This is a genomic window from Acidilobus sp., assembly GCF_049973875.1.
Classification (GTDB): domain Archaea; phylum Thermoproteota; class Thermoprotei_A; order Sulfolobales; family Acidilobaceae; genus Acidilobus.
Genome location: NZ_JBMFJI010000020.1, coordinates 1 through 15,630, shown reverse-complemented (window position 1 = coordinate 15,630; position 15,630 = coordinate 1). Strand labels below are relative to the sequence as shown.

The window sequence follows — 15,630 nt, the reverse complement described above, 5'->3', positions numbered from 1 at the left end:
GATGGACTGAACAGGTCAAGTTGACGAGACCCTCACGGACGTCAGCAGCCAGCGCGCTTTTGGACGAAGCCGTTAGGCGTCCTTCTTACACACCTCGTTATATGGAAGACCCTCGGATATTCTATATATAGAGAAACATATAAAAGGTTTCTGTTAATGTGAAGAAGGGTTCAGCCCTTAGGCCGGGGAAGGGACTTGAGGCTGCTGCTCTTAATTGTCCTCCTCGCGGCCGCCGGAGGGCTCGACATAGCCGCGCACGCGACCCTCGGCCACGGCCTGCTCCTGGTTCACCTGCTCAGGGTAGTCCACGTAATTCATGCAGCTGGCCGCGCCGGCCCCAGGGGGCCTGTCACGTCCAGCGGGCCCTCAAACCTGCTAATATCAAGGACATTAACTGGCATAGCAGTGCCTCCCTAAAGCAGGTTAACCAGGTTCCCGTACCTTCTCAGCACCTCCTCGCCCTCTGAAAGCTTAAGCCACGAGAGCCAGGTGACCGCGACGGGGCTGACTCCGTACTGCCTCAGGGACTCGAGGAACTTCACGAACTCCACGTCGCCCCGCGGCACCGGCACCCCGGCCCTCTCCCCCACGGCCTGAACGTACTTCTTGACTATCCTGTCAGGCATGGCGGTGTCCACGCCCCCCATCATCCTGAGGTACTGGTAAGTTATGAGCCCCACCCCCTTGACCGAGCCCACGGGGTCCGACCTCCAGCCGTCAAGCCTTGACTGGGCCGCCCAGGACCTGAGCCTTGACCTGTCGTCGTCCCCGAACCTGAGCAGCGAGGAGGCGACCCCCTTGGCCACTGACCACGACCTCCTGTTCCTCCAGTACCTCAGCAGGAGGCCCTCGTCGGCCGAGGCCAGGTCCTCCAGCCCCCTTATCATGCCAGAGTCCACGAGCTCCTCCTTGAACCTGAGCACCCTGGGGACCACGGCGGTGAAGTAGCTGAGCCCCGCCGACGTGAAGGAGGCGTCAACAACCATGAGGACCGCGCTGCCTCCCCACCTCATGGAGTTAAGGCACCTCTTGGCGAACTCCTCTGCCGACGGCTCCGACTCCAGCTCCTTAGCGAGCTCCCTGGCTAGCCTTGAGGGGGAGTCCAAGGCGTTCCCCTGAGCCCTCTCGCGGCCCCAGCTTTAAGGCAGTCCTCCCCACCTGTAGAGGAACACTATGACCGCGTAGAAGTACGTGACCCCGGGCCCCTGCCACGAGTAGGGCACAGAGACGAAGAACGCCACGGGCACGTAGTAGGGCTCAGGGCTCGGGGCGCTGACTGGGGCCGGGGCCATGCTGCCCGTGGGGTCCACGTAGGCCACGGCCGCCGGGGTGAACGAGGAGGCGCTCCTGAGCCACGAGGCCCCCTGGCCCAGGACGCCGTACCTGCCCAGCTGCGAGAGGCCGTACATGATGAGGTCGTATATGGTGGTGTTGAGCGTGTTGCTCACGTTCTTGGCCGGGCTGCCCGCGAGGCCGGGGAACTGGAGGACCTCTACGTTGGACTGGTAGCTGACGGAGGAGTAGCCGGTGAACAGCGCCTGGCCCGAGTAAGGGTTGACCCTGCCGGCTATCCTGAGCATCTGGTATGACTTGGCCATGTCGCCCAGGCCGTAGGTCACGGCGTAGACCCCTGGGCCCACGCTGACCACGTTGGGGAAGGGCATTATGGTCACGGAGCCCGTGGAGTTGTCGTATATGCCGAGGAAGACGTCATATACCATGACGTACGTCTCGTTTGTCGGGAGCCTCAGCATCCTCAGGTAGGCCCCTGACTGCTCAACGGGGGCCGTGAGGGCGTCGGCGACGAGCTCTATCTGGGTGCCGTTTATAGTTGAGCCGTCGACAACCGACGCCCTGTTGGCCAGGACGCCCACCCAGTAGCCGTAGTCCCACCAGGTCACCACCACCGAGCCCGGGGGCGTCTCGTTCCTGACGTAGCTGAGGGCGAGGGGCCAGGCGTTGTTGACTGGAACTATCACCTTCCCGTCGGGGGACCTCAGGGCCCCGAGCCAGCCGGTCTCTATCGAGGGCGCCTCGAGCTGTAGAGCGCTGTAGTCAACGTAGGCGTAGTAGGCCATGGACGCCAACACCATGGCCGCCAGCAGGGCGGCCCCTATCGCCGCGCCCCTGCCGGCGGTGGCCTGCTGGGGCCTGCGGCGCCTCGCGGCGGCATAAGCTGGCCTGAGCGACCCGACCAGGGCTATTGAGACGCCCCCAGCTATTATCGCGTAGAGGGCCGCCGACGGCAGGTAGTAGGCCTGGTTGACGGAGGCGTAGGTGAAGACTATCATGAGCTCCAGCGACACCGCGGCTATGGCGTCGGTGGGGGAGGGGGTCAGCCTCCCGGTCGCCCTGCCCGCTATCATGATCACCACGCCTATCAGCGACAGGACGAAGAAGGGCGCATACGATGATATCACCTGCTGCGGCGGGACGCCCATGTACTCCTGCACGGTCAGGGGCACCACAGCCCCGGGCGGCGGGGTCACGCCGAGGCCCATGAGGACCCTGGAGGGGAGGCTCACCATGCCTGAGGCCACGGCGACCGCCGCGAGGCCGGCCAACACTGCCAGGGTCCACGCGTGCACCCTGAGCCTGCTGAGGCCCGTGAGCCTGGTAAGCGCGAGGTACTCAAAGGCGTAGGCGAGCAGCGACGCCTCGGCCGCCAGCCCGACCCCCCTGGTGAAGAGGTGGAGGCTCACCGCCGGCGAGGTCAGGGCCACGGCAGCGAAGGCCGCCCAGGCGGCGAGCAGCCTCAGGAGGCCCTGCAGGGAGGGCTCGTTCAGGAACGGCTCAGTTACCGCTAACAGGGCCACGACGAGGGCCATGTACTGGTAGCCTCCCCAGAACCAAGCTATGAGTCCCCCCGACGCCCCGGCAGCGGCCGCCATCGCTATTGACGTGGTCGCTTTCGGCGCCCTGTACGACCTGGCTATGAAGTAGAGCGGGTAGGGGAGCAGGGCTATGCCGTCAAAGACCTTGGCCGGGTCGGTGGCAAAGCCGTGGTTCAGCACAGTTATCGGCAGGAAGGCGAAGCCGGCCGCGGCCGTCAGGGCAGCCACGGAGCTGCCCCCGGCCTCCTTCACGGCCAGGTAGACGCCGACCACGCCGAGCACCGCAAAAGCCGCCGGGGACAGCGAGAGGGCGACCTCGACGCTGGCCCCCGTGAGCCTTGAGGCCAGGGCCGAGAGCCACGGGAGCCCGAGGTACTCGCTGCTCAGGAAGTCCCTGCCCCACGGGTACCACCAGAGGGCCGAGTGGGCAAGGCCATGGAGGCCGCCGAGGCCGTGGGAGTAGAAGTAGTTAGCAAGCCAGAGGTACTCATATGGGTCTACCTCGCTGAGCGTTGGCCCGTACCTCAGGTACGGCACGAGCCTCAGGGCTGCCGTGAGGGCCGCGACCAGGGCAAGCAGGACGTACTCCAGGGCGCCTTTGAAGTTCTTCATCCTCATCAAGTCGTCTCACGAAAATTATGGGGGCCAACTTAAAATACTTTGTGAATAATTATAAATAAAAATAATTATAAATAAAAATCAGCCCGTAATTACGGCTATGGCCTGGGGCGACTTGACCCTCACGGCTACGGTCTCCCAGACGGCGAACCTGTGGGAGCTTCCGCTGGGGCCAAGGTAGTCAAGCCTCAGGTCCGAGCCCACCACCACGTCAGCTACGTCAGGGTAGGGCGGGACCAGTATTGCCACGCCGTCGCCCACGCCGGGGGAGACGACGACCCTGTCGACCAGCCTCGAGGCCCTGCTCAGCTCGTCAACCCCGGCTGGGTCAACAACCGAGGCCAGCCTGGCCCTCGTCGAGGGGGAAATTATCAGCAGGTAGGAGGGGTACCTGACCTTCAGGTCCTCCAGGGCCTTGGCCAGGAGGGAGGTGAACGAGCCTGGGGACGACCAGCTGCCGCTCTCCTTAACTGAGGCCGAGGAGGCCAGCGAGCTGGCTATGAGCGCGTCCTCCTCGAGGCCGAGGAGCTCGGCCGCCCTGATGGCGGAGGCGGGCCTGAGGGGGGCGGAGAGCCTGCGGGAGTAGTCTATGAGGTCCTGCTCCACGTCGAAGTAGGTTATGAGCCTTGAGAGCTGCACTGGCTGGGAGGAGGCCTTAATCACGTCCCCCTCAGTTATGGCCTCTGATGGGGCCACGAGGGAGCCGTCTCCCAGCACCGCCACTGGCAGGGACGACCTCAGGGCCCTGGCCCTGCCCAGGGCCTCGGCTATGGCCGACCTGAGGGACTCGGCCTCGTCGCCGCTCAGGGGCCCAAGGGGCTGGGGGTCCCCCGGGCTGCCTCCCTGTCCCTTCCCCTGGCTGCTGACCAGCGAAGCCACCTCCTTGGACCCGGCCTCGAGCTCCTTGACCTGCTCCGGGTCGAGCCTCCTGAGGAGCTCGAGGAACTCGCCGAAGTGGGTCTTCTCCTCGCCGGCCACGTCAAGGAGGACCTTCCTCACGGACTCGTCGCTCACGGCGTCGGCGAGCTGCTGGTAGAGGTTTATGGCGTCGAGCTCGGCTATTATGGCAAGCCTCACCGCCTGGGCCACCCCTGAGCCCTCAATCTTCTGAGAGGGCTCCGTTGGATTCCTTGAGAGCAAGCGGCGCACCGCGACTTTGTGGAGCTGCAGGTTAATATTGGTATACCGTCGTGGGAGGTGAAGGGGCCAAGCCGTGAGCTGCACGTTTTTCTCTAAATAGAAAAAATAAATGGACCCTCTCTATTTATAGAAAGTGGGTGCGGGGCTTGGCGGGGAAGGTCTCGATATTCCTCATATCCCCGACCTACGAGAAGCTCCTCTCGGCCGCGGTGATAGCCCAGGGCGCGGTTGCTGAGGGCATGGAGGTCTTCATCTTCCTCAGCTTCGCCCAGGTGGCCTTCAGGAGGGGCGAGGTCGAGAGGTTCTCGAAGCTCGGCAAGGACTACGAGGAGTACAGGGACGCGGCCATGAAGTACCTGTCGCAGAAGAACGTGAGCTGGCACTCGATGCTGAGGGACGCCAAGAGGGAGGGCAAGGTGAGGGTCGTGGCGTGCAGCCTCGTGGCTGACATGCTCGGCCTTAGAAAGGAGGACTTCGACCCAGGCCTAGTAGACGACGTAGCCGGGGTCGCCACCTTCCTCAGCGAGGCCGCCTCATCCGATGTGGTCCTCTACATATGAGCCGCTAGCCCGTAAAAAGGCCCCACATTTCCCCTCTGTTTTCTCCCCTTTTTCTTTTTACTTGAAGAAGGCCACCGCGGCCCCTATCAGGAACCCCACGAATATTATGATTGACGTGAACAGGGGCTCTATGATGCCCAGGAAGGGCGCGAGAGATCTGAGCCCCTCCGCCAGCTCCGTGGTGTTGCCCGAGGCCACGCCGGCGGCCAGGGACTTGAAGTTCAGCGCGCTGATCTTCCACACGCTCAGGAGGTCGCCCACTATCAGTATAAGGAAGAACGCAATTATGTACTTAAGCCCCTTGAACAGCACGTACCCAGCGCCAAAGCCAAGCAGGAACTCTATTATGGTGATGGCTATGCCCGTCGGCGACGAGAGGCTGACCCCCAGGGCCTGGAACATGTTCACCGTTTCCCCACCCGGGAGGAAAGCCTTGACAAAGGTTATAAGTTGATCAGCTCAGCACTTAGGCCTCGCAGGTGGGGCCCTCCTGGGCCCAGCCCACCGCTGAGGACAGCTTAACTGTGAGCTCAACGGCCTGACCCACCAGCCCCCTCTCAACCCCTGGGACGCCGGTGCCTACTATCAGCGCCCTCCTGGTGGACTCCCTCACCGAGGTCAGCGAGGAGTCCCTGTGGGCGTAGAGGTGCACCACCACGCCCCTGGAGTCAACCATTATTGGGTACCCTTCGGGCAGCTCCTGCTCCCTGCCCCCTATGGGGTAGAACCTGACCCTGCCCCTCGACAGCGTCACCGTGAAGGGAGGGGAGGCGAGGTCGAGGTCGTAGATGCCTATGGGCACGAGGGTCCTCAGGGAGGCGAGGTTTCCCGCGTCAACCAGAGGGCTCACCCTGGGGAACTCGCCCCTAAGGGCCCTCCTGGCAAGCGCCTCGGAGCTGGGCCTCACCTTGGTGGGGTCTATGCCGAGCCTCCAGAAGAAGTCCCTGTAGGCCCTGACCACCGGGTGATGCTTGAGCCCTTCAAGGGTGATGGAGGACCTCGCGTGGGCCACGTAGTCTGAGACGACGCCGCCCAGGGGGTCGCCCTCAGCCCTCCCCCTGAGCTCAACAGTGGTGTAGACCACAAAGACGCCCCTTCCCCTGGCCTCCTCGGAGACCTTGACCAGGTCGCAGCTCAACCCTGCCCCCAGGGGCCCTGGGCAGGGAGGACTTTTGGGCTTAGCCGACGGTCTCCCTGAGCAGCTTAAGGCTCCTGCCGTCGAGCTGGTCAGGGTAGACCTCGTATATCACGCCGCTCCTGCTGTCTATCACGGCTATCCTGTTGTTCAGCAGCAGGACGTCGCCCCTGCTCTGGGACAGCACGGAGGCCTCGAAGCTCCTGGAGCCGTCCACTGCTATCACCCTCCACGAGAGCCCGTCGCCCGTGGCAACTATGTCCTTGATTCTGGAGACCCTGTACTTCACCAGGCCCCTCCTTATGGCGTCGGTTAAGGCCCTCCTGGAGGCCTCGTCCAGCCTGTTCATGTCAAGTATTATGGCCACCTCGTTGCCCTCGCCGTCGTAGAGGCCAACCACCTCGGGGTGAGTGATCGGGAAGAGCAGCTTGGGCCTCAGGCCCCTGTGCGCGACCCCGTCTATGCTTACGTCCACCAGGCTCCCCCTGCCCGAGGGCATGACCTTGACCGCCGACGGGTCCTCTATTATCGGGGCCTCCCTCATGGGCCTGGGGGGCGGGGGTGGGACGTACTTGCTGTAGCCGTAGGACGACATGAGCTCGTAGAGCTTGCCGCGGGACTCCATGAGCTCCCTCGGCGTGCCTACCTCAACAACCCTGCCGTCCTCCATAACCACAACCTGCTCGGCCCCCATGATCTCCACCGGGTTGTGAGTTATCATTATGGTGGTCCTCCCCCTTGTCAGGTTAGTTATGGCCTGGTACACCAGCGTCTCGCTCTCAACGTCAAGGTTTGACGTGGCCTCATCAAGTATGACGAGGTCTGGGTCCTTTATGAGGGCCCTCGCTATCCCGACCCTCTGCCTCTGCCCGCCCGAGAGGTACGTGCCCCTCTCGCCTGCTATTGTGTCGTATGCCAGCGGGAACTGGACTATCTCGCCGTGTATCATGGCGGCCCTGGCGGCCTCTATTACCTCCCTGGGACCCACGGGCCTCTCCGCCCCGAAGGCTATGTTGTTCCCAATGGTGTCGTAGAACAGTGTGACGTCCTGGGGCACGTAGGCGACCCTCGACATGAAGTACCTCCTGTCAATCCTGCTCACGTCGACGCCGTCAACGGTTATTGAGCCCTCCTGGGGCCTGTAGAGGCCGAGGAGGAGCTTGACCAGGGTGCTCTTGCCGGAGCCGGAGCGGCCCACTATTGCTACCCTCGAGCCTCCCCTGACCCTTATGTTCACTCCCTTGACCACGGGGACCAGCGGGTCGTAGCCGAAGATCACGTCCTTGAACTCCACGTCGCCCCTCATGTTGGGCCTCTCACTGCCTCCCTGGCCTGAGGCGGGGGCCTCGAGCAGCTCCCTGAGCCTGTCCGCCGAGGTCAGGGACTGCTGGACGAAGGGGAGCACGTTGCCCAGGTTGTTTATTGGCGCGTAGAACTGGCTCGCGTAGGCTACAAAGGCCACCAGGACGCCCAGCTTAACCGCGCCGCTTATGACCTCCGTGCCGCCGACCCACCATATGACCACCGTGGCCAGGGAGAGCAGGAAGCCCAGGAGGGGCCAGTAGGTCTGGTTCATGATTGTTATGTCTATGCTTGACCTGAGGAGCCTCCTGAGGCCCGACTCAAGCCTTGAGCTGACGGCCTCCTCCTTGCCGAAGGACCTTATCACCACGTAGTTGGGCACGGTGTCGTTTATTAGCGACGTGACGTCGGCGCTGTTCCTCCAGTTCCTGTGGTAGAGCCTGTGCGACTTCCTCCTGTAGCTGTATATCATGTAGGCCACCAGGGGCACCGGTATGACCAGGTAGATGGCCAGCCTGGCGTCCATGGTGAACAGTATGACGCCTATGCCTATCACCGTGAGCACGTTGGTCAGCACGGTAGGCAGCCCCCAGACCATGAGCCAGTTCGTGTTCCCGGCGTCCGTGGTGAGCCTTGAGAGTATCCTTGACGGCGTCACCCTGTCTATGAACGACGCCTCGACGTTGTTTACTACGTGCCTGTAGAGCTCGTGCCTTATGTGGTTTATTATCATGGAGCCCGTGGAGTTCAGCACGTAGTTCTGAACGGCGGACACTATGGTCAGCGCCACGTAGGAGCCCAGGAGGGTGGCTATGAGCTCCAAGAAGAGGCCGCGCGGGTGGGCCGGGCTCTCAAGTACGCTGTCTATGAGCACCTTCAGCAGGTACGGGGGCACCAGGTTGAGGGCCGTCGCCGCAAGCGCCAGGGAGGTGCCTATTATGAGCCTCCTCCTGTAGGGCCTAGCGAAGGTGTAGAGCCACCTTACCGTGCTCGCCCTCCTCTCCCTTCCCCCGCGGCCCTCGCCCCTGCCCTCGCCCCCAACGCTGAGCCTCCTGTTTATGGCCTCAGCCATCCTCCTGAAGTCGTCCTCCCTCGGCCTGGTGAAGTAGAGGGCCTCCACCTGCCTCCCGTCGTTCAGCTCGAGGACCAGCCTGCTGACGTTAACCCCCGGCTCCACGAAGGCCCTCCTGACGTCGCTGAGCCTGGCTATTACCTTGCCGTCCGCCAGCAGGGCCTCGTCTGTGAGCTCAACGTTTATGCAGGTGGGCGTCAGGTCAGGGCCCAGGTCGGCGCATGCTCTCAACTCCCAGCTCCCTTTTCCCCTTAAGGGGGTGAAAGGGGCACATTTACGGGTTGAGGTAACTTTTAACAGGTGAAAGGTCAGGCCTTGGAGAGCGAGTCCTTAATTACCTCCCCTCCCCTGACCACCAGCCTCACCTTTGACCTGTCCGTGAGTACCCTGACGTTATCGAGCGGGTTGCCGTCGACCAGTATGAGGTCCGCCAGGGCCCCCTTGGCTACTATGCCCGCCCTGCCCTCCAGGCCCGCGGCGTAGGCGGCGTTCCTGGTGGCGGCTATTAATGCCTCCTGCGGGGTCATGCCCACCCTCTCGACGAATATTGCTACCTCCTCTGCGTTCTCGCCGTGCCTGCCCACGCCGCCCGAGAAGTCAGTGCCCGTGGCCAGCCTGACGCCCATCCTGTAGGCCCTCCTTATGTTCTCTAGGTGTATGTCCGCCAGCTCGGCTATCTTCCTCATGCCCCACTCTGGCACCCCAAGCTTCTGGCCCTCCTCCAGCAGCCTGTAGTCAATGGCGAAGGTGGGCACGCACGTGGCCCCGGCCTTCAGGACCTCCTCGGCGGCCTCCTCGTCCATCATGTCGCAGTGGGCCACTATCTTGACCCCTGCCCTGGCGGCGTTCACTATGCCCGCCTTGCCCTCCGCGTGGGCGTGGACCCACCTGTTGGCGGCCCTGGCCTCGTCAACGATGGCCCTCAGCTCCTCGAGGGTGAACTGCCTGTACTCCGGCCTGTCCCTCTGGCTGAGCACCCCTCCCGACGCCATGACCTTTATGAAGTCGGCCCCCTCCCTCATGGCGTGCCTGGCGGCCTTCCTGCACTCGGCCTCACCGTCGCATATCAGCGACGCGAACGGGGTGAGCTTCTTGGTCGTCCTGTAGTCTACCCACTCAACCGGCAGGTAGTGGGTGTCGGCGTGGCCGAAGGTCTGCGAGAGCACGGGGCCGGCGGCGACCACCCTGGGCCCCCTCACCGTGCCCTCGGCCACGGCGTCCCTCAGGTGAAGCCCCACTATGCTGCCGGCGTCAACCACCGTGGTGAAGCCCGCGTCAGCCAGGGCCTCCAGGTCCCTCACGGCCCTGGCGAAGAAGACTCCTATGGGGGTCACCAGGTCCTCCTCTATCCTCCCGCTCCTTGAGCCCGTGAGGTGGAGGTGGGCGTCTATGAGGCCAGGCATCAGGAACATGCCCCTGGCCTCTATGACCCTGGCCCCCTCAGGGGGGCTGACCTCGCCCCTGGTCCCCACGTCCTCTATCACGTTATCCTTTACTACTACAGTGCCCCTGAAGGGCTGCCTCCCGGACGAGTCGAAGATAAGCGCGTCCTCTATAACTAGAGTGCCCACCGTCAGGCACCTGGCCTGGGGAGGCCGGGCCAAAATATAAGCTTAAGGCTTGTCCCTCCTGATGACCTTGAAGTACGACCCCCCGGCCAGGGCGAAGGCCCCCGGCACCAGGGGGGAGGTGAAGGGGCCCAGGAGGTTCACCACGGCCGGGACCAGGAGGGTGAAGTAGAAGGCCGCCAGCAGGGCGAGGCCCGGCCTGTAGAGGGAGGCAGTTGACCTCAGCCTGCCGCTTGACATGCCGACTGCTATGTAGGTCGCCAGTATGAAGGCCGCGCTGACTATGTAGAACTCCACGGAGACCTCCATGGAGCCCCCGGTGAAGAGGTAGAGGCCGAGCACGGGCGACGAGAGGCCGTTGGCTACGCTGAAGGTCCAGCTGGCCCACAGCAGCCTCGAGCCCCTGTCCAAGGGCCCGCCCCAAGGTCCTGGGCAGGGCTAAGCTTTAAGCTACAGGTACCTGTCGAGCTCCCTGTAGAGCTCCTCCCACTCCTCGCCCTGCCCAATTATCCTGCTTCTCACCAGGGCCTGGTAGAGGTCATGAAGGACTACGTGGTGGAACTTCTCGTCCCTCAGCAGGAGCCTGAGCACGAAGGCAAGCTGCGGGTTTGATTTCACGCGTTCGTCGTTGATTTGCCTCTCCTCTAGGAACCTCAAGGCCTCCCCCTCGATCTCGACGCGCCTCCTGAGGGCAGCTATTGAGGACTCGAAGCCCCCTCATCTATGGTGGGTCCCCGCAGGAGCTCGAGCGCAAACCTGTAAAGCTCGCTGCGCTTCTGGGGGTCAACGGGGGCCGCTAAGATGATCGCCTTCACTAGCGGGCTCCTGACCTCCTTGGCTATCTCTCGGAACGACCTCGAGTGGACGAGCTCCTCTTCCGCCCACCTCCTGAAAGAGTCCCTCCAGGCCAAGGAGACCCCCAGCTCTAGAGGGATCGGTTATTAAAGCCTCCTTAAGGTAGTCAATGCTCCCACCCTACTCCCCCAGGTCTTCGGCTGGGGTCCCGCTGGAGTGGCCTACCCTTTTCGAACTGAAGGGCTGACCATGATCTCCAACGGCACAGCTTCAGGCAGAGCGAGGCGGGGTCGACTCACCGAGCTCTTGGCCTAGCCAGTTGACTGGTCGACGACAGGTTTGTGCGAGAAAGACGTCGTAAGGAGTCTCGTAAAAAGGTCTGGGTCACTTGAAGGGTGGGCAGGTCACTGCCCCTTGGGGAAGGCGAGGCTAAGGAAGACGATGACTAGGTTGACGGCGAGGCCAAAGAAGCCGGTGTATATGTCATGGTACAGCGTCGTCTTAATCGTGCCGAAGTGGTTAGCGTAGAGGGTCAGTAGGATCGACACTATTGAACCTACCCAGATGCCGGCGATCGCGAGCTCCTTCCTTATGAACCTGAAGAACGGGTGTATGACGACGATGGGCAGGAACTGGAGGACTATCTCAGCGCCGACCAGGTAGAACTGGAACGCGTAGGTCATAGGTATGACCTGGAGGAGCGCCAGTGACAGGAAGGCGAATGCAACAGCTGCCCACTTAGCTATCGTCGTCTGGCCCCTGGGAGATATGCCTGGCTTGACGATCCTCGCCAGGTCCCTGCCGGTCATGTTGCCGACGGTCACGGCCATCAGGGCTGCCGGCACCAGGCCGCCAACGAAGATGCCAAGCAGTGCTATCCCTGCCAGCCAGCCGGGGACGAGGCTAACGAGGAGAGCCGGTATTACATAAAGTCCCCTCGAGTCAGGTGGGAGCGGCTTTATGAAGCTGTAGACTGTGGGTAGCTTGTAGACTGCTATGGCGAGCACGTCGGCCAGGGCAAGCGGTATGGCGTAGAGTACGGTCAGGGCGTACCCCTTCAGGAGCTTCTCTTCGCTCTGGGCCGCCCAGGAGCCAGTTATGTTGTGGGGCCATAGGTAGGCCGAGAAGACCATGCCAAGCATGCTCGAAGTGAAAGCGAGGGCCTTGGCGCTCGGGAGCGAGAGGTAATATGAAGGCATGCCAGCGAAGAGGTTAGAGAAGCCCTTCAGGGCTGCTAGGGTAACGACTATGACCGTCAGCAGGCCAGTCCACACGAGGACGTCCTTGAATATGGCGCCTAGCGACACGCCCCTTATCCCGCTGGTGAACGAGAAGGCGGCGATAATGGCGAACGTCACGAACAGCATCACAACGCTGTACTCCTTGAATGCAGGCGAGGTCGGGGAGATCTGGAACGCCTTGAGCATCAGGGTGCCGAGGATCGTGTAGAGCCCGTCGACCTGCAGGGCTATGTAGAAGAGCGTAGCAAATATGCCAAGTATTACTATGGTGAGGGAGAGGAGCGTGCTGTTGAACTCGCCCCTGGCGTAGTCAGCTATGGTTATGTAGCCCTTGTCCCTAGAAAGCCTCCACAGCCTCGGCATGTAGAGGCTTACGAAGGCGAGCACCATCGCCTCGCAGGCGACGCCGAAGAAGCCGAAGGCTCCTAGGGCGAAGACGGCCGAGGGTATGGCCAGTATTGCGTACGCCGTAAACAAGTCCGCGCCCTGGAGGAAGAACTGAAGGGCGGTCCCGAGCTTCCTGCCGGCAAGGCCCCACTCGTGGAGCTGCGATAGGTCGGCCCTCCTGTAGTACCTGCCCAGGAACCCGATTACTGCGAACACCGCGAACAGGGCCAGGAATACCGCCAGAAGCTGCAGGCCATCAGGAGTCATCATGATGCATCCCCCTTAACCCTGTACTTGACTATAGAGTAGAGGAGGACGGACGAGATGACGTACCAGACTATGACCCACCAGTAGAAGAACGGCAGACCCGCCAGGGTTGGGTGGACGAGGCTGTACCACGGCCACACGTAGACGGCAAATATCAAGAGAGCGACTATTCCAACTATCGCCCAGCTACGCGCCCTCTTGGGCGATCCCACCTCGTGTACGCCTATTTGTATTAGAAATTGTAGACTTACTTTTACCCTTTCGCCTCTTCAGCACCAGGGAAAACGATGAACTAAAGTTCGTGGGAGATATTTTAATTATAAACCTACTTCTTGAAGAGCGACCTTATCCTCTCCCTCGTCCGCCCCCTCGCGGCAAAGGCGGCGAGGGTCGAGTGGCCCGCGTACATGTAGGGGTCGTTCTTGTAAGCTGATATTAACATCTTGATCTGCTGGACAGCGAGCGGGTCGTTCTTGTTGAACTTGTCGGCGACCTCCCTCACCTTAGCTTTGAGCTCCTGGAGGTTATTAACTACGTCGTTTATCAGGCCGAGCCTGAGGGCCTCCTCGGCAGTTATCAGGTCGCCCGTGAGAGCCAGATAGGCCACTCCCTTGGAGTCCGCCAGCGCCGGCCCAATCGTCGAGCTGACTGGCGGTATTAAGCCCCACTTGACCGCGGTCAAGCCAAGCCTCGCCGACCTTACGGCGTATGCGACGTCTGAGGCGTAGATCAGGTCGAAGCCCGCGCCTATGGCGTAGCCGTTTATGGCGGCTATGACGGGGACCCTGCAGTCAAGGATCGCCTTGATCACGCCGCCGAGCCCGAGGTAGAGGTACCTCCAGGCCTTCTCTACGTCATCTATTGAGGATATCTCGTCAAGGTCCATACCAGCCGAGAAGTACTTCTCGCCAGCCCCGGTGATGGCGACCGCGCTCGCGTTCTCATCCCTGCAGGAGCCCTCTATGGCATCCCTGAGGTCGAACATTTCCCTGCTGCCGAGGGCGTTGGCGTTTCTTTCTCTGTCGATTACGATCCATATAAGGGGATACTCTCTCTCAACCCTTATGTGGTCTCCCACAGCACCGCTCACTGCCCCTCACCTGACGCTAGCCTCCTCACGTAGTCGTTGTCCTCCCCAAGGAGGGGAGGAGGTATGGTGGCGAGGGGCTCCTTCCCGTTGATCTTCCCGGGCTCCTTCAGCTGGGGTATCTTGCCCAGTACCTCGTGCTCCATCTCAAAGACTAGCAGGCGCCCGTACTGGTCCTTGAAGACCTCCTCGACCTCGTAGACGGGCGAGACCGGGACCCCGGCCCTCTCAAGCGCTGATACCCACTCGTCCCTCGGCCTCGTAGAGAAGACCTGCTGGAGCAGCCTGGCCAGCTCATCCCTGTTCCTGACCCTATCGTCATTAGTCCTGAACCTAGGGTCATCCTTAAGCTCCTTCAGCCCCAAGGCGTCACAGAGCCTGGTCCACTGCCTGTCGTTCCCGACAGCCACTATGAACCACCTGCCGTCCGAGCCCACGTAGGCCTGATGGGGCGCCATGCTTGGGTGGGCTGAGCCAAGCCTCCTCGGCCTCTGCTTCGCGACGAGGTACATCATTGGTATGTAGGACATAGCGAAGACGGCGCTGTCGTAGAGGTAGACCTCAGCGTAGTAGGGCCTTACCTTGGAGTAAAGCCCAGATATGGCGTAGATGGCGGCCATCTCGCCAGTGATTATGTCAAAGAGGGCGAAGGGGATCCTGACCGGCGGGTCCCCCTCCCTCCCCGTAGTCATCATGAGCCCGCTCATGCCCTGGATTATCAGGTCGTACGCGGGCCTGTCGTTGTAGGGGCTCTCGGGCCTGAAGCCCTTTACGCTGACGTACACCAGGTCCCTGTTGACCTTGAAGAGGGACTCGGGGTCGACGCCGAGCCTCTCCCTCACGCCAGGCCTGAAGTTCTCAATGACCACGTGGCTTCTCTTGACAAGGCTGTAGAGGACCTCCCTGTCGCGCTCGTCCTTCAGGTTCAGCACGACGCTCCTCTTCCCCTGTTTATGGCAAGGAAGTAGGCGCTGACGCCGTTGACTATGGGCGAGAAGCCCCTTGACTCGTCTCCCTCAGGCGGCTCGACCTTGATTACCTCAGCCCCAAGGTCAGCCATTATGAGGGTCGCGAAGGGCCCTGCCAGGGTGTGGGAGAGGTCCAGGACCCTGACACCCTTCAGGGGCAGGTGCTCGTCTACCACGAAATTTCACCGCTTGAAGGGGGGAATCACAGAGTCTTAAAAAGGACACCCTTTGAGGCCGTAAGGGCGTCTCTCGTCGTGTGGGCTAATGCCAGGCCAAGAAAGGCCTCGGCTGTAGAGGTGCTCCTACTTTTAAAACGTTTGGCTTGGTGACTATATGAGACAGCAAAGGCAAATACGTCAGGGGGCTCGACAACCACGGCGGTGCCGTAGGCTATTATCTCGTCTATGGTCTCGCCTATCTCGTTGGAGTCCAGCCTGAAGGCTATGACCGCGTTGGCGCCCATGCTCTTGGCGTGCTCCACCATCCTCTGTATGGCCTGTATCCTCGCCTGCTCTGACAAAAGGAACGACAAGCCTCGCCCCTTCCAGGGGCGGGGTGAGGCCTTTTAAGCCCTGGAAGGTCATGGTTGCTGGGCGTGGGGATGCCCCGAGAGGGGCTCTGCTGCGCCTGCGTGTCCCCACGCCCCTGCTGCATAC

15 protein-coding genes and 2 pseudogenes are annotated in these 15,630 nt (G+C 62.0%); 2 read left to right on the top strand and 15 right to left on the bottom strand.

Going from position 1 to position 15,630, the window contains the following annotated elements; translation table 11 throughout:
* Positions 1-195: 195 nt before the first annotated feature.
* A complete protein-coding gene (locus ACP5H1_RS06720) occupies positions 196-417 on the top strand; it encodes a hypothetical protein (RefSeq protein ID WP_427973277.1) in 222 nt (73 codons plus the stop codon).
* On the opposite strand, the gene ACP5H1_RS06715 is transcribed toward ACP5H1_RS06720, so the two are convergent.
* The 3 genes from ACP5H1_RS06715 to ACP5H1_RS06705 all read right to left on the bottom strand — a co-directional run bounded on the left by ACP5H1_RS06715 (position 414) and on the right by ACP5H1_RS06705 (position 4,592).
* A complete protein-coding gene (locus ACP5H1_RS06715; RefSeq protein ID WP_427973274.1) occupies positions 414-1,106 on the bottom strand; it encodes a hypothetical protein in 693 nt (230 codons plus the stop codon). The genes ACP5H1_RS06720 and ACP5H1_RS06715 overlap by 4 nt on opposite strands.
* Positions 1,107-1,139: 33 nt before the next feature.
* Positions 1,140-3,452 (bottom strand): hypothetical protein, encoded by a 2,313-nt coding sequence (locus ACP5H1_RS06710; protein WP_427973279.1) that lies wholly within the window; start codon positions 3,450-3,452, stop codon positions 1,140-1,142.
* An 81-nt stretch (positions 3,453-3,533) separates the two neighbouring features.
* Positions 3,534-4,592 (bottom strand): encapsulin, encoded by a 1,059-nt coding sequence (locus ACP5H1_RS06705; RefSeq protein WP_427973271.1) that lies wholly within the window; start codon positions 4,590-4,592, stop codon positions 3,534-3,536.
* Positions 4,593-4,738: 146 nt separating this feature from the next.
* Here ACP5H1_RS06705 and ACP5H1_RS06700 point away from each other — a divergent pair, with 146 nt between their 5' ends.
* On the top strand, positions 4,739-5,152 hold the full coding sequence (locus tag ACP5H1_RS06700; protein WP_427973269.1) for a DsrE/DsrF/DrsH-like family protein: 414 nt from the start codon (positions 4,739-4,741) through the stop codon (positions 5,150-5,152).
* 57 nt (positions 5,153-5,209) lie between these two features.
* Here the strand turns inward: ACP5H1_RS06700 and ACP5H1_RS06695 are convergent, their stop codons facing one another.
* The 12 genes and pseudogenes from ACP5H1_RS06695 to ACP5H1_RS06640 all read right to left on the bottom strand — a co-directional run.
* Positions 5,210-5,560, bottom strand: coding sequence for a hypothetical protein (locus ACP5H1_RS06695; RefSeq protein ID WP_013266625.1), 351 nt, complete (start codon positions 5,558-5,560; stop codon positions 5,210-5,212).
* A gap of 58 nt (positions 5,561-5,618) precedes the next feature.
* Positions 5,619-6,290 (bottom strand): B3/B4 domain-containing protein, encoded by a 672-nt coding sequence (locus tag ACP5H1_RS06690; protein ID WP_427973266.1) that lies wholly within the window; start codon positions 6,288-6,290, stop codon positions 5,619-5,621.
* A gap of 40 nt (positions 6,291-6,330) precedes the next feature.
* Entirely contained in the window at positions 6,331-8,892 is a 2,562-nt protein-coding gene (locus tag ACP5H1_RS06685; RefSeq protein ID WP_427973264.1) for a DUF1854 domain-containing protein, read from the bottom strand.
* Positions 8,893-8,969: 77 nt separating this feature from the next.
* Complete coding sequence (locus ACP5H1_RS06680) at positions 8,970-10,232, bottom strand: amidohydrolase family protein (protein WP_427973262.1); 1,263 nt, start codon at positions 10,230-10,232, stop codon at positions 8,970-8,972.
* 42 nt (positions 10,233-10,274) lie between these two features.
* Positions 10,275-10,640 carry a hypothetical protein gene (locus ACP5H1_RS06675; RefSeq protein WP_427973259.1) on the bottom strand — a complete coding sequence of 122 codons (366 nt, stop codon included), beginning with the start codon at positions 10,638-10,640 and terminating at the stop codon, positions 10,275-10,277.
* Between the two features lie 39 nt (positions 10,641-10,679).
* A complete protein-coding gene (locus tag ACP5H1_RS06670) occupies positions 10,680-10,886 on the bottom strand; it encodes a hypothetical protein (RefSeq protein ID WP_427973258.1) in 207 nt (68 codons plus the stop codon).
* 38 nt (positions 10,887-10,924) lie between these two features.
* Positions 10,925-11,140, bottom strand: a complete 216-nt coding sequence (locus ACP5H1_RS06665) for a hypothetical protein (protein ID WP_427973255.1) — start codon at positions 11,138-11,140, stop codon at positions 10,925-10,927.
* A 288-nt stretch (positions 11,141-11,428) separates the two neighbouring features.
* Complete coding sequence (locus tag ACP5H1_RS06660; RefSeq protein ID WP_427973253.1) at positions 11,429-12,922, bottom strand: sodium:solute symporter family protein; 1,494 nt, start codon at positions 12,920-12,922, stop codon at positions 11,429-11,431.
* On the bottom strand, positions 12,919-13,131 hold the full coding sequence (locus ACP5H1_RS06655; RefSeq protein ID WP_427973250.1) for a DUF3311 domain-containing protein: 213 nt from the start codon (positions 13,129-13,131) through the stop codon (positions 12,919-12,921). Before ACP5H1_RS06655 ends, ACP5H1_RS06660 begins: the two co-directional genes overlap by 4 nt.
* Positions 13,132-13,244: 113 nt before the next feature.
* Entirely contained in the window at positions 13,245-14,009 is a 765-nt protein-coding gene (locus tag ACP5H1_RS06650) for an enoyl-CoA hydratase/isomerase family protein (RefSeq protein ID WP_427973248.1), read from the bottom strand.
* Positions 14,006-15,150: pseudogene (locus ACP5H1_RS06645) on the bottom strand (CaiB/BaiF CoA transferase family protein). Before ACP5H1_RS06645 ends, ACP5H1_RS06650 begins: the two are co-directional and overlap by 4 nt.
* Before the next feature lie 188 nt (positions 15,151-15,338).
* Positions 15,339-15,494, bottom strand: a pseudogene (locus ACP5H1_RS06640) (heavy metal-binding domain-containing protein); the annotation flags it as partial.
* Between the last annotated feature and the right edge of the window lie 136 nt (positions 15,495-15,630).